Below are 17,063 nucleotides of genomic sequence, written 5' to 3' on the forward strand. Positions count from 1 at the left end.
AAATTCATGGTAGATTTAGGGCAAAAATCATAAATTTAAGTTTATGATAGATTTGGTATAATTAGGTTGATTTGGGATTACTAATATGTGAAAGTTTTTCGACTTAATCTGCTAAAAAGCATTAAAAATCGACAAAATACATATTTTTTTAACATTTCAAATATAAAAATAAACTTTTTCCTACAAAAAAGCCGCTTCAATGAAGTGGCTTTTTAATATATTATAGGTCTTATTATAGTTTCATTTCAGGGATATCGCCATTTACAATAAGTGTGCCTTCGGTAGCCGCTTGTATCTCTTCTACAGAAACTCCTGGAGCTCGTTCTATTAAATGGAATGCATTGTCTTTTATTTCTATAACCGCTAAATTAGTTACAATTTTAGTGACGCAGCCTACCCCTGTAAGAGGTAAACTACAGCGTTTAAGCAGTTTGGATTCACCACGTTTATTGGTATGCATCATAGCAACAATAATGTTTTCTGCACTAGCTACAAGATCCATAGCGCCGCCCATACCTTTCACCATTTTTCCAGGAATTTTCCAATTAGCAATATCACCATTTTCAGCTACTTCCATAGCTCCAAGAATAGTTAAATCTACATGCTTTCCTCTAATCATAGAGAAACTCATAGACGAATCGAAAAAACTAGCGCCTGGTAATGCTGTTATGGTTTGTTTTCCTGCGTTTATTAAATCGGCATCTTCGTCACCTTCAAAAGGAAATGGTCCCATACCAAGAACACCATTTTCACTTTGAAACTCTACTTCTATATCATCGCGCACAAAATTGGCTACCAAAGTTGGTATACCTATTCCAAGATTGACATAAAAGCCATCTTTTACTTCTTTAGCAATACGTTTTGCTATTCCGTTTTTATCTAGTGCCATAATTATTGTCTTTGTCTTACCGTTAATTGTTCTATACGTTTTTCATAATCGTTTCCTTGGAAAATGCGTTGCACGAAAATTCCAGGGATATGGATTTGGTTAGGGTCAAGTTCGCCTACGGGAACCAATTCTTCAACCTCGGCAACTGTTATGGTTGCAGCACCACACATACAAGGGTTAAAATTTCGTGCTGTACCTTTAAAAATAAGGTTTCCTGCTTCATCTCCTTTCCAAGCTTTTACAAAAGCAAAATCGGCTTTGAAAGCTTCTTCAAGAACGTACATTTTGCCATTAAATTCACGAGTTTCTTTACCTTCGGCTACTTCGGTACCATAACCTGCTGGTGTATAAAATGCCGGAAAACCAGATTGAGCGGCTTTGCATCTTTCGGCTAAAGTGCCTTGCGGAACAAGCTCTACATCTAACTCGCCTGATAGCATTTGACGTTCAAATTCATCATTTTCACCTACATAAGAGGAAATCATTTTTTTAATTTGATGTTTTTGAAGCAATAACCCTAAGCCAAAATCGTCTACACCTGCATTGTTTGATATACAGGTAAGTCCTGTTATATTACGTTTTACTAGCTCTGATATGGCGTTTTCTGGTATGCCACAAAGTCCAAAACCACCAAGCATAAAAGTCATGTCGTTTGAGACGCCTTCTAGAGCTTCTGCAACGTTGGATACTGTTTTATTTATCATTTTTAATCGTATTTTTTTCAATTCGTAAAATACAAAAATACGAGGAGATTTAATATGATCTAAGAAAACTTATCTGTATGACTTTTGTTCTTTTTACAAGGACCTTTGCAAAGAAGTAAGAAACGTCTTAAAAATGAAGATTGTGACTTTTATTAAAATTATTAGTTGTTTCTTATATAAGCGCAAATTAAACTACCAAAAAAATTACAAATTAAAAATCTAACTCGTCTGGTATGTTTTCTTCTGGTAATGTATTTTCTTCTGCTTCTTGGTAAGTCTCACAATCAACATTAATGGTTAACTCTTTTGGTTTTTCAAATTCTGCTTTAGAGACATTAAGTTGGTCGTCTTCATAACAGCTTTTCATAAACATACCCCAAATAGGTAATGCCATAGAAGCTCCTTGCCCGTAAGTAATCGTTCTAAAGTGAGCTGCACGGTCTTCAGCACCAACCCAAACACCAGTTACCAGATTAGGCACCATACCCATAAACCAACCATCACTTTGGTTTTGTGTGGTTCCTGTTTTTCCTGCTATTGGATTGGAAAGTTCGTATGGGTATCCTGTAATGATTTCTTTGTAAACAGGTACTTTAGAAGCCCAAGTGTGTCTTAATCGTTGTCCAGAACCACTTTGGGTAACACCTTCCATTAGGTTTACAGTTACATAAGCGGTTTCGGCACTTAATACATCGCGCGATTCTGGTTTAAATTGGTATAATACGGTACCGTTTTTATCTTCAATATGTGTTACCATAACAGGTTCGTTATATACTCCTGCATTAGCAAATGTGGCATAAGCTGCTACCATTTCGTAAACACTCAAGTCTGCTGCACCCAATGCTATAGATGGTACAACAGGTATTTCGGCTTCTACACCTAGTTTTTTTACAAGATCGATAACAGGTTGTGGCCCTACTTTGTTCATTAAACGAGCCGTAATTGTATTTACCGAGTTTGCCAGAGCGTTTTTTAATGTTAAGTTACCACCATATTTACCTCCCGCATTTTTTGGTGTCCATGGTTTTGTATTCCCATATTTACCGGCTTCTATGGTAATTTGTGTGTTGGGCAATTCGTCGCAAGGCGATAAATGTAATTGGTCTATGGCTGTAGCGTAAACAAATGGTTTAAATGTAGATCCTACTTGGCGTCTTCCTTGCTTGACATGGTCGTATTGAAAATGCTTATAATTCATACCGCCAACCCAAACTTTAACATGTCCTGTTTGTGGGTTCATACTCATCATGCCTGGATGTAAGAACGATTTATAATAACGCATAGAATCTATTGGTTTCATAATAGTATCTATTTCACCCTTCCAAGAAAATACATTCATTTGTGTTGGTGTATCGAACGATGCTTCTATCTCTTTATCCGATTTACCTAAATCGTATTTCATGTGTCTCCAGCGCTCGGATTGTTTCATAGAACGCTTCATTAGTCCACTTATTTCAGACTCTGTAAGTCCTAAAAACGGTGCTGTTGCATTACGTTTAGGTGTGTTTTGATGATCAAACTCTGCTTGAAGCCTTGGCATGTGTTTTTGTATGGCCTCTTCGGCGTGTTGTTGCATACGAGAGTCTATTGTGGTATAGACTTTTAGTCCATCGCCATAAAGATCGTATTTAGAGCCGTCTGGCTTACGGTTATTTTCAATCCATTGCTTCATGAAATCGCGTAAGTATTCTCTAAAATAGGTAGCAATGCCTTCACGATGCGATTCTGGTGAATAGTTTAAATCTAATTCTGTTTTTTGGAGTGAATCTTTTAATTTTTCATCGATAAACTCATATTTTTCCATTTGGCTTAACACCACATTACGTCTGTTTTTTGTGCCAACTGGATTTCTATGTGGTCTAGGATTATATAACGACGAATTTTTAAACATCCCTACCAACATGGCCGATTCTTTAATATCTAAATCTCGTGGTTCTTTGTTGAAATAAATACGCGATGCCGAACGAATACCATCGGCATTATTACCAAAATCATAAATATTAAAATACATGGCAATAATTTCTTCTTTGGTATATTGACGTTCTAAACGAATAGCAATTATCCACTCTTTAATTTTCTGTGTAATTCTTTCGGCTATATTGGTTGAGCCTTCGCCATGAAATAATTGTTTTGCTAATTGTTGCGAGATAGTACTAGCACCTCCGCCACTTCCCATTTTTACGACTGCTCGTAAAGTTCCCCAAGCGTCAATTCCTGAGTGACTGTAGTAACGGGCGTCTTCGGTAGCGATTAAAGCATTTACTAAATGCTGTGGCAAATCGTCGTAACCTACAGGTGTTCTGTTGTCGTTAAAGTAAAATTTACCTAGTGTTTTTCCATCTGCCGATATAATTTCGGTAGCTAAGTTTGTTTTAGGGTTTTCTAAAACAGTGTGATCTGGCATTTCGCCAAAAACTTCAAATCGTGCCAAAACAAATAATAAGGCAACAAATAAAAGTCCGCCTAAAAAAAGCATCCAAAACCATCTTACATATTTTGAAAAATCTTGCTCTTGTTTAACTTGTTTTTTCTTTGCCATACCTGTTTTTATTTGCTTGTTGGTTTTTCAACACTAAACCCGACATCAGTAACGCCATCTAAATTTACAACACCATTTACTTTTCCGTTTTCTCTCATAGCATGTTGAATATTTACTTGATATTCGCCATTTTCTTTAAACACAACGTGTTCTTTATACCAAAGTTTATTTTCTTTAATACTTGAAAAACCTGTTCCTAACAACTCACCATTAGGTTTTGCCATTTTATACTCTAGTGTATCTTTTATTATTTTTCCATGTGGAAAATTCATTTCAACAATAAGAAATAGATTATTGTACCTGTACTTATGGGTGTTTCTTAAGTTGACATATAAGTTATACGGTTGCAAGGTGTCTGGTGGATGTATTGTAAAAGAAACTATGGAGTCTTTATGCCATTTTTGGTTTTGCAAAGACTTATATTCGCTATAAACCATGTCGTTATTACAAGACATTATGGTACAGCAAATAAGAAATAGAAAAAGGCTATTTCTCATTGTTTTTTTTGTTTTGAGGTTTTCGGCGTTTGTTTCTACTTTTTCTGCGTTTATTATTTCGGCGTTTTTTGGGTTTCTTACTGTCAAACCTAGTTAAACTATCTTGCCCTACAACGTTCTCAAAGTTTGTTTTAGTATGTTCTTCTTCAACAACATCGGCAGAAAATTCTTCTAAACTTGCAACTTTTTTATTTTTCTTGTTTTGCGCTATAATCTCTTTTGCTTGATCCTTGGTTATTTTAAACCAGTTTGCCCATTCACCTTCGTAAGCATACCACATAATACCTTTAAAAATATCGGTTTTCTGGCAAACGGCAAGTCCTTTTTGGGTTTCTAGTTTAATATCGGTTTTAGGAAACTCGTTAATAGCTTCTAGGTAAGTATCTAGCTCATAATTTAAGCAACATTTAAGTTTTCCGCATTGTCCAGCAAGTTTTTGTGGGTTTAAGGACAATTGCTGATATCTTGCTGCCGATGTGCTTACCGAACGAAAATCGGTTAACCAAGTTGAGCAACAAAGCTCTCTACCACAAGATCCAATACCTCCTAAACGAGCGGCTTCTTGACGGAAGCCTACTTGTTTCATTTCAATTCTTGTTTTAAACTCTCTGGCAAAAATCTTGATTAACTCTCTAAAATCTACACGTTCTTCGGCTGTATAATAAAACGTAGCTTTGCTAGCGTCGCCCTGATATTCAATATCTGAGATTTTCATTTTTAGGTTTAAGTCTATCGCAAATTGGCGCGCCTTAACCTTCATTTTTTCTTCTTTTTCTCTTGCAGACACCCAAATATCAATATCTTTTTGTGAGGCTTTTCTGTAAATTTTAAGTACCTCATCGCCATTAAAAGGAACTTTTTTTCGTTTCATTTGAACACGAACTAACTCTCCTGTTAAGGTAACTGTACCTACATCATGGCCATATTGCGCTTGCGTGGCAACAACATCGCCTATGTTTAATGTTAAGTTTTCGGTGTTTTTATAGTAGTGTTTTCTACCGTTCTTATAACGAACTTCTACCCAATCAAACGGCTCTTCTCCATTTGGTAAGTTCATGTTAGAAAGCCAATCAAAAACGGTAAGTTTATTACAACTATCCGTTCCACAAGTTCCGTTGTTCTTGCATCCTTTCGGCTGACCGTCCTTTCCAGTTGAACAACTGTTACAACCCATAAAATGTGTATATATTGATTCTGAAAAGTGAGTAAAACACCTTCAGAAGAAAATTAATAATTCTGTTTAATTTAATATGTAAAGATAAGATTATTCCAGCGACTATAAAACTTTGTTGTTTTAATTAAACTCAACCTCGTAATTAAGCCTGTTGCTACGCGACTTTAATGCTGTTTTTGATTTGAAAATGTTTGAAAATAAGGTTTTACTCCAACCTATTTTTTTAGAGTATTGGTTAAACGTCTCTGTTTGCCAATTAAAGCCTTCTTTCCAAAATTTTTGAGGTGATACATAGCAAAATGTATAGTCGAAAATTAAGCTGGAATCGTTGGATATGTTTTTATTTGGAATAATATCTGACGCTAATAACGTAACATTATTCTTCTTACAATTATGTCGTATTTGTTTTATGATTTTTGGATAATCTGTACGTAAAGACTCCAAATCGAAGTCGTTATATTCAGTATTTCCTATTTTTTGTATAGGTCTTACTTGAAGGATATCGAAACTCTTACCATCAAAATGCTGAAAAAACTCTTGGAGCTCGTAAAAATTATCCTTGTTAAAGGTGTAATTAATACGCACTTTAAAGTTGTAATGTGCTTTTAGCTTGGCAAACGCTTTAAAAGCATTATGAAATTTTTCGTAACTGGATTTTTTCATAAACCCTTCATAGCTTGCTTTTGTAACACCATGAAGTGAAATAGTAAACTCGTTTAAACCAGCTTTTAAAAGGGTTTCTATTTTTTCTTCGGTTAACAAATTAGCATTGGTAGTTAACGAAATATATGGCACGTTGTAACGCTTTCCAAGAGCCACCAATTCTGGTAATTTTTTATATAATGTGGGTTCTGTACCGCAACCTATTTGCAATTTTAGCGCCCGATTAAAAATAGTCTTGGCTACGCGTTGCAGTTCCTCTTCTTTAAACTGGCCTTTTAGGGTTTTCACATAATCGGCATCGGTAAAATAGCACATTTTACAACGCAAGTTACAGGCCATTACAGGGTCTAAATTTACCGCTAAATAGCGTTTGTTAAATTTATGTAACAGATAAAGCCCCAGAAACTTAATTCTGTGGCTTTTTATTTTTCTGTTTAGCTGTAAAAGCTTGTATATATTCATTTAAGCATTTTTGCCCAAGGTATCAAAAATATTCCTCAAGTCTTTTTTATACGGTAAATAGTCTGCGCGCCCTTTTTTAAAGATGTCGTTGCTATTACCTTGCCCTCTTCTTAAGGCTTTTTGCTCTTCGTAAGGTAATTGTATAATCTCTTGACAGGTTGACGAGCAGCAATTTTCCATTTTTTCTTTACAGTCATCGCATTGAATGAATAATAAATGGCAGGCTTCGTTAGCGCAGTTTGTATGGGTGTCGGCTGGTTTTCCGCATTGGTGACATTGCGCAATAATATCGTCTGAAATACGTTCGGCACGACGATCGTCAAATACAAAGTTTTTACCAATAAACTTATTATCTAGACCTTCCTCGTTTACTTGGTGTACATAGTTTATAATACCACCCTCTAATTGAAATACATTTTTAAATCCACGGTGTTTGTAATAAGCACTGGCTTTTTCACAACGGATTCCTCCAGTACAATACATAACTAAGTTTTTATCTTCTTTATGCTCTTTTAAATCGTCCTCTATAATGGGCAAAGATTCTCTAAAAGTATCAACATCTGGTGTTATAGCGTTTTTAAAATGACCTATTTCGGTCTCATAGTGATTACGCATATCTACTAAAACCGTGTTCGGGTCTTCAATTAGCTCGTTAAATCTTTCTGCATTAACGTGTTCGCCTTTATTGGTTACATCAAAAGTAGCATCGTTTAAACCATCGGCTAAAATCTTTGAGCGCACTTTTACCTTTAATTTTAAAAATGAAAAATTATCTTGCTCTACAGCAATATTTAATCTTACGTTTTCTAAAAACGTAATGGTATCTAAGTGGTTTTTAAAGGCATTAAAGTTTTCTGCTGGCACAGATAATTGTGCATTAATACCTTCGTTAGCAACATAAATTCTTCCTAGGACTTCAAGTTCATCCCAAGCCAAGAACATGTGATTTCTAAAAATTTCTGGATTTCCAATTTTGGCGTACTTGTAGAAAGAGATTGTTAAGCGGTCTTTACCAGCTTCTTCAATAAGTTTTGCTCTTTCTTTAGCGCTTAAGTTATTGTACAGTTGCATGCTATACTAATGTTTTAAGGTTAAAGGTTTTATTTTATTTGGGGCAAAGGTACGTATTTTTTATTGTTGCAAACAAAAAGCACTTTGTAGACAGTACAAAGTGCTTTAAGTAGACTAACTCGTTATTAATTTTTTAATTTCTTTTCTTAAATCAAAAAAGCAAACGAGTTAACCGCCATCGGCTTTACAACTGCTATTTATAAGTATAACCGTTGAAACGCCTAATATCGAATTTCTAATAATTTTTCTAAAAAATCGCATCCGATTAAAATATTTTTAAACGTTAATCAGAGGGAAAATATGGTGCGAGCCTTAAAAAAGGAATCACACCATACAGTGTTCATAGCAAATCTTCCCCATTTTATATAGTAGATGCAGAAAGTGTAAAAAGGTTGCGTTGTAAGATTGAAAAGATGAAAACTTATCGTATTTTAGCATGAATAATTTAACGCAAAAGACGAGTAATGAGTAACGAAAAAGATGCCAAATTAAAAGCCTTAAAACTTACCTTAGATAAATTAGATAAAGCATACGGAAAAGGTACCGTAATGAAAATGAGCGACCAAGCTATTGTAGATGTTGATGCAATTTCTACAGGATCTTTAGGTTTAGATTTAGCCTTAGGTGTAGGTGGCTACCCTAGAGGTCGTGTTATAGAAATATATGGCCCAGAATCTTCTGGTAAAACCACATTAACGCTTCATGCTATTGCTGAAGCACAAAAAGCTGGAGGTATTGCTGCTTTTATTGATGCCGAACATGCTTTTGATAGATTTTATGCCGAAAAATTAGGAGTCGATATTGATAATTTAATTATTTCGCAACCAGACCATGGTGAACAAGCTCTTGAAATTGCTGATAATTTAGTACGCTCTGGCGCTATTGATATTATTGTAGTAGACTCTGTAGCAGCCTTAACACCAAAAAGCGAGATTGAAGGCGAAATGGGAGACTCTAAAATGGGATTACATGCCCGCCTAATGTCTCAAGCTTTAAGAAAGCTTACAGCTTCTATTAGCAAAACCAATTGTACTATGGTTTTCATTAATCAGTTACGTGAAAAAATTGGTGTTATGTTTGGTAACCCAGAAACAACCACGGGTGGTAACGCGTTAAAATTTTATGCTTCGGTACGTTTAGATATTAGACGCTCCACTCAAATAAAAGACAGTAATGGTGACGTTTCCGGTAATAAAACTAGAGTTAAGGTTGTTAAAAATAAAGTAGCACCACCATTTAAAACCGCCGAATTTGATATTATGTATGGCGAAGGTGTTTCTAAAGTTGGTGAAATATTAGACATTGCTGTAGATTATAATGTTGTTAAAAAAAGTGGCTCATGGTTTAGTTACGGCGACACCAAACTAGGGCAAGGTCGAGATGCCGTTAAAGCATTAATAAAAGACAACCCCGAACTTATGGAAGAGCTTGAAGAAAAAATTAAAGAAGAAATAAAAGCTTCTAAAGAATAACTTTAAAAATCCCGTTAATTCGGGATTTTTTATTTTACTACGCAACCTTTTTACACTTTTCACATCTATAAACTAAAGGAAAGACTGTATTTAATTTTTTATAATGAAGAAAACCCTAGCAATATTACTTATTTTACTTGCTTTTTCATGTTCTGTAGAAGATGATTCTCCAGAAACATATCATGAGATTTTGCCTGTAGAATCGGCTGTTGTGCCGGATGAGTTTGAACTTAACGAAGTTTATGACATTCAACTAACTTACATTCGTCCTACAAATTGCCATGCGTTTTACGATATTTATTACGCCAAATCTGAAAACGAAAGAACAGTGGCTGTAATTTCAACAGTATTTCAAAACGATGCTTGCGAAACTATTGATGCCGAACTTGAAACCTCTTTCAATTTTAAACCAACAGAAACAGGTTCGTATATATTTAAGTTTTGGCAAGGTGAAGATGATAATGGCGAGGATGAATATATGATTGTTGAAGTACCTGTTGTAGAATGAATTTAAAAATTAATACTCTTTCATTTGGGTTTAAAAAAACTCATACAAAAATGTAGTAATAATGATACTAAAGCGCAAAGCGAACTTTACCATCTCTTTTCGAGAACACTGTTTTCTATATGCTTAAAGTATTCTAGAAACTATGCTGAAGCAGAAGATAATCTGCAAGATACCTTTGTGACTATTTTTAAAAAAATATCGCAATATAAAGGTAAAGGCTCTTTTGAAGGTTGGATAAAACGCATTGCTATAAATACAGCGTTGCAACGGTATAGAAAACAAGATGTTTTTGAAATTATCGATGAAGAAAATATTGAAAGTAATCAAGTTGATATAAATGATGATATTGATATTCCACTGGATTACTTATTAGAATGTGTACAAGAATTACCCGATAGATATAGACTGGTTTTTAACCTTTATGTGTTGGATGGGTTTTCACATAAAGACATTTCTGAAATGCTTTCCATTTCAACAGGAACATCAAAATCTAACCTTTCTAGAGCAAGAGCTATTTTAAAAGAAAAGGTGACGCATTATTTAGAAAAAACAAACTCACAATCATTATAATAAATGAGTGATAAAAAACATATAGACAGAATTTTTCAAGAAAAATTCAAAGATTTTGAAGCCTCACCAGGTAAACATGTTTGGGAAAACATCCAAAATGAGCTTCATCAATCTGAAAATAATAAAAAGCCGAAAGCTATTCCTTTTTGGCTTAAACTTTCTAGCGTGGCAGCTATTTTAATTTTTATACTTGCTCTTAGTGGTTTATTACAATCGGATTTTAACGAAAGGGAAGAAAAAAAACCTGCTGTTGTTAACACGAGTACTACTAATATAGAAACAAGAGAAGGCAATTCGCCTTCCTATAAGGAAACTCTTGACTCCAACACTTCTAAAAATATATTAATTAAAAAAGATGGGAAGCAAGAAAACCTGTTAACACAAGAGCAAAACATAAAAACGGAGCACTCTATTTCTACGCCTTCAAAAACAGCTTCTAATAACGCATTAACAAAAACCGGCAATACAGTTTCTAACACAAAAAATATAACTAAAAGCACAGAGGGTCAAACAGGCACGAACACTAATAAAACTCAGAAGATAACACAATTAGCTAATACAAACCAAATACCTGTTAATACAAGAAACCATACTAATTCTTTAAAACAAAATAACACTTATAAAACTTCGAAAGAGCGCAACGTTTCTTCTTCAACAACAAAAAATAGCATTACAAAAATAGAAAGTTACTTAAGCCCTAACTTAGAAACAACTATACCTAAAAATAAAATAACCACAGACACCTTAATAATACATACAGGAAATGCTATAGAAAAAGCGATAGCCATGGCTAAAGAAGCCGAACAAAATAATGAAGAAGAAAACGTAGCAAACAGGTGGCAAGTTAGCGCTAACATTGCCCCTGTTTATTACAACTCTTTTGGCGATGGGTCACATATTGATGAACAATTTGTTGGAAACTCTAAAACAGGAGAAGTTAATACAAGTTACGGTGTTAATGTTAGCTATGCCATGAATAAAAAATGGGCACTTAGAACAGGTGTAAACTCATTAAAGTTAAGTTACGACACCAATGGCGTAATCTTGTATGAAAGCGCAGGAAACCAACAAGTTTCCCCCTTAAAAAATGTTTCTTTATCATCTAACAACCAAAATATTGCTGCTATTAGTTCTAATACTATTCAGGCCTCTAATGTTCCTGAAATATTCTCTCAAAACTACAATGCAGCTATTAGTCAACGATTGAGCTATTTTGAAATTCCTATAGAAGTAGAATACAAATTATTAGAAAGCAGGCTTGGAATACAAGTTATAGGTGGTGTTAGTACGTTTTTCTTAGACGACAATCAGATTTACTCTGAATTTGATGGCTATAAAACACAAATTGGGAAAGCTAATAATATTAATGACTTAAGTTTTAGTGGTAATCTTGGACTTGGTTTTAATTATAAATTTACCGATACGTTTAAATTTAATTTAGAGCCAACATTTAAGTACCAATTCAACGCATACGAAAACACGTCTGGTAATTTTAACCCATATATAATTGGCGTGTATTCAGGATTTAGTTTTAGGTTTTAGTTGGTTAAGCTAAATTATTATTGAAAGTAACTATAAGTGCCTTCAATAATATAGAAAAGTCACTTAGTGCCATAGGTGGCTTTTTTTAATTAAATACCTTTAGTTGTTTTAATATAATATTTCTTGCTTTCAGATTAAGAGTTCTCGTATCTTTAATGGTTAATCCCTCTGTGCTTAAAAACTTGTGAATTTTCACGCGCATTTTTCCAGGACTACCACTAAAAAATGTGTAGGAAAACCGCTTTTTATTGTCTGCAAAAGTTAAAGGCACAACAGGAATTTGATGTTTTATAGCCAACCTAAACGCACCATCTTTAAAATCGTCTAACACAACATTTTCATCAGGAACGCCGCCTTCAGGAAAAATACAAATGCTCAAGCCCTGTTTTAATCGTCTTTGCGCTCTTAAAAACACAGCTTTTCTGCTTTTTTCAGAGCTTCTATCTACTAAAATACAAGTACGCTTATAAAAAAAACCAAACAACGGTATTTTTGCTAATTCTTGTTTGCCTACAAAAACAAACGGATTTTTAACCGATACCAACATTAACATAATATCTGTCATTGATGTGTGGTTAGCGACGAACATGTAACTTTTCTTATGTTCTGGTATTTGATCTCGGTCAATTTTATACCTAAACCCCATGCCAATTAAAATAAATTTAGCCCAAAGTCTAGCTAGCTTAAAAAAGAACGGATACCATGCTTCTTTAGATATAGAAATTAATAAAACAGGAAACAGCACTACAATTGGTAAAGCTACCAAAATATAAAACCAGATACGGTATAACACCCACAAAGGATACTTAAATACTTTCATCGCGAACAAAAATAGTATTTATAAATTGATTATATTTAAAACATACTAACATTAAAAAACACTATTATGAGTTTACTTTATGCATTATCAATTGGTGCCATTGCTGGTTGGTTAGCTGGAAAATTAATGAAAGGTGGCGGTTTTGGAGTTTTAATGAATATCATTTTAGGTATCATTGGTGGTATTGTAGGTAATTGGGCTTTTGGCGCTTTAGGAATTTCTATTTCCGATGGTATCATTGGAGATGTAATTACTGGAGCCATTGGTGCCATTATTATTTTATTCATTGCCGGTCTCTTTAAAAAGTAATTTACTCTTTAAAACTAAAACATAAAGCGGTTCTTAGGAATCGCTTTTTTTATTAATAACATATAACTACTTTTGCTACTTATTTACAATCAAGTTTAACGTAACAAGACTCCCGCTTCTCGGGAAGTACTATGGCAAGAATACTTACAGGAATACAAAGTACAGGAATACCACATTTAGGTAATATTTTAGGCGCTGTTTTACCAGCAATAGAATTAGCAAACGACGACGCTAACGAATCGTTTTTATTTATTGCCAATATGCATACTCTAACCCAAATTAAAAATGCTGAAGAATTAAGGCAAAACACCTATGCTGTTGCAGCAACGTGGTTAGCTTTTGGATTAGATATTGAAAAAACGGTGTTCTACAGACAAAGCGATATTCCTCAAGTTACCGAACTCTCTTGGTACTTAAGTTGCTTCTTTCCATACCAACGCTTAACCTTGGCACATAGTTTTAAAGATAAAGCTGATAGATTAGCCGATGTAAATACCGGACTTTTTACGTATCCAATGCTTATGGCTGCCGATATTTTAGCTTACGATGCCAAGTTTGTTCCCGTTGGAAAAGACCAATTACAACACCTTGAAATGACACGCGATGTAGCCGCTCGTTTTCATGCTAAAATGGGAGACACCTTTGTTATGCCTGAAGCCAAAATTCAAGAAAACACCAAATTAGTACCTGGAACCGATGGTGAAAAAATGAGTAAAAGCCGAAACAACTTTATCAATATCTTTTTGGATGACAAAAAACTACGTAAACAAATTATGTCTATTCAAACTGATAGTACACCTCTTGAAGATCCCAAAGACTGGAACACCTGTAACTGTTTTGCTATTTACAGTTTATTAGCTTCGAAAGAACAAACCGCAGAAATGAAAGCTAATTACGAAAATGGCGGCTATGGTTATGGGCATGCTAAACAAGCTCTTTTTGAATTGATTATTGAAAAATTTGCCGAGCCTCGTGAGAAGTTTCATTATTACATGAACAACCTTGAAGAAATTGACAAAGCACTTGCTGTTGGTGCCGAAAAAGCTAAAGTTGTTGCTAATAATGTGATTGGAAGAGTACGTGAAAAAGTGGGCTATTAAATTAATTCAAACTGTTTTCCTGGTAGTGGTCTAATAACACCTTTTAGCTCCATATTTAATAGAATGCTGGCCATTTTATAAATAGGAATTTTACATTCGAGAGCGATCACATCTAAAAGCTGTTTATTGTGTTGTTTTAGGTAATTGTAGACCTTTTTTTCATCATCTCCCAACTCAACAAACAATTGCTTTTGTATAGGTTGTTGTTTGGCGTCGTCTTCCAATTTCCAATTCAGCATTAAAGGAATATCCAACGGATTAGATAACAAATGTGCTTTTTGAAATTTAATTAAGTTATTACAACCTTCACTCATTTTATCTGTAACTCGTCCTGGTGCAGCAAATACGTCACGATTGTAAGAATTGGCAATATCTGCTGTAACAAGGCTGCCACCTTTTTCAGCCGATTCTATAACAACGGTTGCCTCACTTAATCCAGCTATAATTCGGTTCCGTTTTAAAAAGTTCTTTCTGTCAAAAACAGCTGTACTCCAAAAATCGGTAAAAAATCCTCCGTGTTTTTCAACATCGGCCACATACTTTTTATGAGTTTTAGGATAAATTTGATTAAGTCCATGTGCCAAACATCCTATGGTTTGCAAATTATGTTTTAGAGCCGCTTTTTGCGCCGTAATATCCGTGCCATAAGCAAACCCTGATACAATAATAGGATTATAAACCGCCAACTCTTCAATTAGTTTTTCACAAAAAGCCATCCCATTAACCGTTATTTTTCTGGCGCCCACAACACTTAATATCAGTTGGTTTTTAATGTTTATGTGGCCACTTTGGAAGAGTAAAATTGGACCATCAATACAGTGTTTTAAACGTTCGGGGTAATCTGAGTCTAAAAAATAAAGACACATAATGTTATTATCCTTTATATACTTTAGCTCCTCTTCGGCAGCTTTTAAATGATGTTTGCCAAAAACGTCTCTAATCGTACTTGTGCCAATACCATCTATCTTTAATAGATTTTGCTTCTTTTCGGTTAAAACAGCTTCAGGAGACCCACAATGTTGAATTAGTTTTTTAGCCGTAATATCACCAATATTTGGTATATGTTGTAAAGCTAACGTATAGATAAGCTGCTGTTCTGTCATAGTATCTTTCTCATTTACAACCTACAAGAAACTAAATTTTAAGATGTTAATAAATAGTTAAGCCGGATTTTTATTCAACAACAAAAATTTATACATTTGTTTTATGCACATAGACTCTTACATAAGTGATTTATTATACCGTTACGATTGCGTGACAATTCCTGGGTTTGGGGCGTTTTTAACCACTCGTGTTTCTGCTAAGGTTCACGAAACTACCAACTCCTTTTATCCACCCAAAAAAGTGTTATCATTTAACGAGCAATTACAACATAACGATGGTTTGCTAAGCAGTTATATTGCTGAAGTTGAAAAAATTCCTTATGAGTCTGCTGTAAAAAAGCTTAACAAGCATGTTAAAGCTATTAAAGCTTATTTAGTAGAAGGTGAAACTATCACTTTTGAAAATATTGGCGATTTAACATTAAATGAAGAAGGTAATATTATTTTCGATCCTTCATATCATATTAATTATCTAACCGATGCGTTTGGCTTATCGCAATTTGTATCTCAAAACGTTACTCGCGAAGCTTACAAACAAGAGGTTGAAGCTATTGAGCAAGCGGTACCTTTAACAATTACTCCCGAAAAACGCCAAGCAAGACCCTATTTAAAATATGCTGCTATTGCAGTAATAGCTTTAGGTTTGGGTGGTTTTTTAGGGTCTAATTATTACATTAACCAAATAGAGACTCAAAATCAAATAGCCCAAGAAGAAGCTAACAAACAGTTAGAAAATAAAATCCAAGAAGCCACATTTGTTATCGATAATCCGTTGCCTGCTGTTACGCTAAACGTAAAAAAGCAAACGGGTAACTATCATATTATTGCTGGGGCTTTTCGTGTAGAAAAAAATAGCGATAAAAAAGTATCGCAATTAAAAGCACTTGGATATCCTGCAAGAAAAATTGGTCAAAACCGCTATGGTTTACACGAAGTAGTTTATGCTAGCTACGAGAATCGTTTGGAAGCCTTAGAAGCTTTACGTGAGGTTAAAAACAACCATAATACTGCTGCTTGGTTATTGGTTAAAGCCTTAGACTAAACGTCCTTTTTAATTTTAATTAAAATTTAATACGGTGTCTTTTTAATTCGCCTTACCTTTGCATTTTCAATGTTACAATGTTATGGCACCTAAAACACCGGAACAATCTAAAACCACAATGACCGACTTGGTTTTACCAAGCGAAACTAACCCCTTAAACAACTTATTTGGTGGTGAATTATTAGCGCGTATGGATCGTGCCGCTAGTATTGCTGCTAGACGCCATTCCAGACGTATTGTAGTAACCGCATCGGTAAACCATGTGGCGTTTAATCGTGCTGTGCCTTTAGGAAGTGTGGTTACTGTTGAAGCTAAAGTATCTCGCGCGTTTAAAACCTCTATGGAAGTGTTTTTAGATGTTTGGATTGAAGATCGCGAGTCTGGTGTACGTACCAAAGCTAACGAAGCTATTTATACCTTTGTTGCTGTTGATGAAACGGGGCGTCCTGTTGCTATTCCAGAAATTACCCCTGAAAGTGAACTTGAAAAAGCCCGTTACGACGCTGCTTTACGCCGTAAACAACTTAGCTTGGTACTTGCTGGTAAAATGAAAGCTCACGATGCTACAGAGCTTAAAGCCTTGTTTGAGTAGGGTTTC

17 protein-coding genes are annotated in these 17,063 nt (G+C 34.6%); 8 read left to right on the plus strand and 9 right to left on the minus strand.

Annotated elements, in window-relative coordinates; translation table 11 throughout:
• Window positions 1-232: 232 nt before the first annotated feature.
• The 7 genes from EJA19_RS00865 to trhO form a co-directional block, all read right to left on the minus strand.
• The gene (locus EJA19_RS00865; protein WP_125466452.1) at window positions 233-889 is read right to left on the minus strand and encodes a 3-oxoacid CoA-transferase subunit B; all 657 of its coding nucleotides are present in this window, start codon (window positions 887-889) and stop codon (window positions 233-235) included.
• Between the two features lie 2 nt (window positions 890-891).
• Window positions 892-1,593 carry a CoA transferase subunit A gene (locus tag EJA19_RS00870; RefSeq protein ID WP_125466453.1) on the minus strand — a complete coding sequence of 234 codons (702 nt, stop codon included), beginning with the start codon at window positions 1,591-1,593 and terminating at the stop codon, window positions 892-894.
• Between the two features lie 211 nt (window positions 1,594-1,804).
• On the minus strand, window positions 1,805-4,132 hold the full coding sequence (locus tag EJA19_RS00875) for a penicillin-binding protein 1A (RefSeq protein WP_125466454.1): 2,328 nt from the start codon (window positions 4,130-4,132) through the stop codon (window positions 1,805-1,807).
• Between the two features lie 8 nt (window positions 4,133-4,140).
• Window positions 4,141-4,629, minus strand: coding sequence for a gliding motility lipoprotein GldH (locus EJA19_RS00880; protein WP_125466455.1), 489 nt, complete (start codon window positions 4,627-4,629; stop codon window positions 4,141-4,143).
• A complete protein-coding gene (locus EJA19_RS00885) occupies window positions 4,619-5,803 on the minus strand; it encodes a PSP1 domain-containing protein (protein ID WP_125466456.1) in 1,185 nt (394 codons plus the stop codon). Before EJA19_RS00885 ends, EJA19_RS00880 begins: the two co-directional genes overlap by 11 nt.
• A 120-nt stretch (window positions 5,804-5,923) precedes the next feature.
• A complete protein-coding gene (locus EJA19_RS00890; protein ID WP_125466457.1) occupies window positions 5,924-6,928 on the minus strand; it encodes a radical SAM protein in 1,005 nt (334 codons plus the stop codon).
• Window positions 6,929-7,999, minus strand: coding sequence for an oxygen-dependent tRNA uridine(34) hydroxylase TrhO (gene trhO / locus EJA19_RS00895; RefSeq protein WP_125466458.1), 1,071 nt, complete (start codon window positions 7,997-7,999; stop codon window positions 6,929-6,931). It lies immediately after the preceding gene.
• Between the two features lie 464 nt (window positions 8,000-8,463).
• On the opposite strand from trhO, the gene recA reads away from it, so the two are divergent.
• From recA to EJA19_RS00915, 4 genes are all read left to right on the plus strand, one after another.
• Entirely contained in the window at window positions 8,464-9,471 is a 1,008-nt protein-coding gene (recA, locus tag EJA19_RS00900; RefSeq protein ID WP_125466459.1) for a recombinase RecA, read from the plus strand.
• 103 nt (window positions 9,472-9,574) lie between these two features.
• On the plus strand, window positions 9,575-9,979 hold the full coding sequence (locus EJA19_RS00905; protein ID WP_125466460.1) for a hypothetical protein: 405 nt from the start codon (window positions 9,575-9,577) through the stop codon (window positions 9,977-9,979).
• A 24-nt stretch (window positions 9,980-10,003) separates the two neighbouring features.
• Window positions 10,004-10,549: an RNA polymerase sigma factor gene (locus tag EJA19_RS00910; RefSeq protein WP_125466461.1), complete on the plus strand. Its 546-nt coding sequence runs from the start codon at window positions 10,004-10,006 to the stop codon at window positions 10,547-10,549.
• A gap of 3 nt (window positions 10,550-10,552) precedes the next feature.
• The gene (locus EJA19_RS00915) at window positions 10,553-12,091 is read left to right on the plus strand and encodes an outer membrane beta-barrel protein (RefSeq protein WP_125466462.1); all 1,539 of its coding nucleotides are present in this window, start codon (window positions 10,553-10,555) and stop codon (window positions 12,089-12,091) included.
• An 85-nt stretch (window positions 12,092-12,176) separates the two neighbouring features.
• On the opposite strand, the gene EJA19_RS00920 is transcribed toward EJA19_RS00915, so the two are convergent.
• Window positions 12,177-12,911: a lysophospholipid acyltransferase family protein gene (locus EJA19_RS00920; protein WP_125466463.1), complete on the minus strand. Its 735-nt coding sequence runs from the start codon at window positions 12,909-12,911 to the stop codon at window positions 12,177-12,179.
• 66 nt (window positions 12,912-12,977) lie between these two features.
• On the opposite strand from EJA19_RS00920, the gene EJA19_RS00925 reads away from it, so the two are divergent.
• Together EJA19_RS00925 and trpS are read left to right on the plus strand one after the other, a co-directional pair.
• Window positions 12,978-13,220, plus strand: coding sequence for a GlsB/YeaQ/YmgE family stress response membrane protein (locus EJA19_RS00925; RefSeq protein WP_125466464.1), 243 nt, complete (start codon window positions 12,978-12,980; stop codon window positions 13,218-13,220).
• A gap of 131 nt (window positions 13,221-13,351) precedes the next feature.
• The gene (trpS, locus tag EJA19_RS00930) at window positions 13,352-14,320 is read left to right on the plus strand and encodes a tryptophan--tRNA ligase (protein WP_125466465.1); all 969 of its coding nucleotides are present in this window, start codon (window positions 13,352-13,354) and stop codon (window positions 14,318-14,320) included.
• On the opposite strand, the gene dprA is transcribed toward trpS, so the two are convergent.
• Window positions 14,317-15,423 carry a DNA-processing protein DprA gene (gene dprA, locus EJA19_RS00935; protein ID WP_125466466.1) on the minus strand — a complete coding sequence of 369 codons (1,107 nt, stop codon included), beginning with the start codon at window positions 15,421-15,423 and terminating at the stop codon, window positions 14,317-14,319. The two genes, trpS and dprA, sit on opposite strands and share 4 nt — an antisense overlap.
• Window positions 15,424-15,526: 103 nt before the next feature.
• On the opposite strand from dprA, the gene EJA19_RS00940 reads away from it, so the two are divergent.
• Window positions 15,527-16,465 (plus strand): HU domain-containing protein, encoded by a 939-nt coding sequence (locus tag EJA19_RS00940; RefSeq protein ID WP_125466467.1) that lies wholly within the window; start codon window positions 15,527-15,529, stop codon window positions 16,463-16,465.
• A gap of 82 nt (window positions 16,466-16,547) precedes the next feature.
• Window positions 16,548-17,057 (plus strand): acyl-CoA thioesterase, encoded by a 510-nt coding sequence (locus tag EJA19_RS00945; protein ID WP_125466468.1) that lies wholly within the window; start codon window positions 16,548-16,550, stop codon window positions 17,055-17,057.
• Window positions 17,058-17,063 lie beyond the last annotated feature (6 nt).

The organism is Mangrovimonas spongiae (assembly GCF_003944795.1).
Classification (GTDB): Bacteria; Bacteroidota; Bacteroidia; order Flavobacteriales; family Flavobacteriaceae; genus Mangrovimonas; species Mangrovimonas spongiae.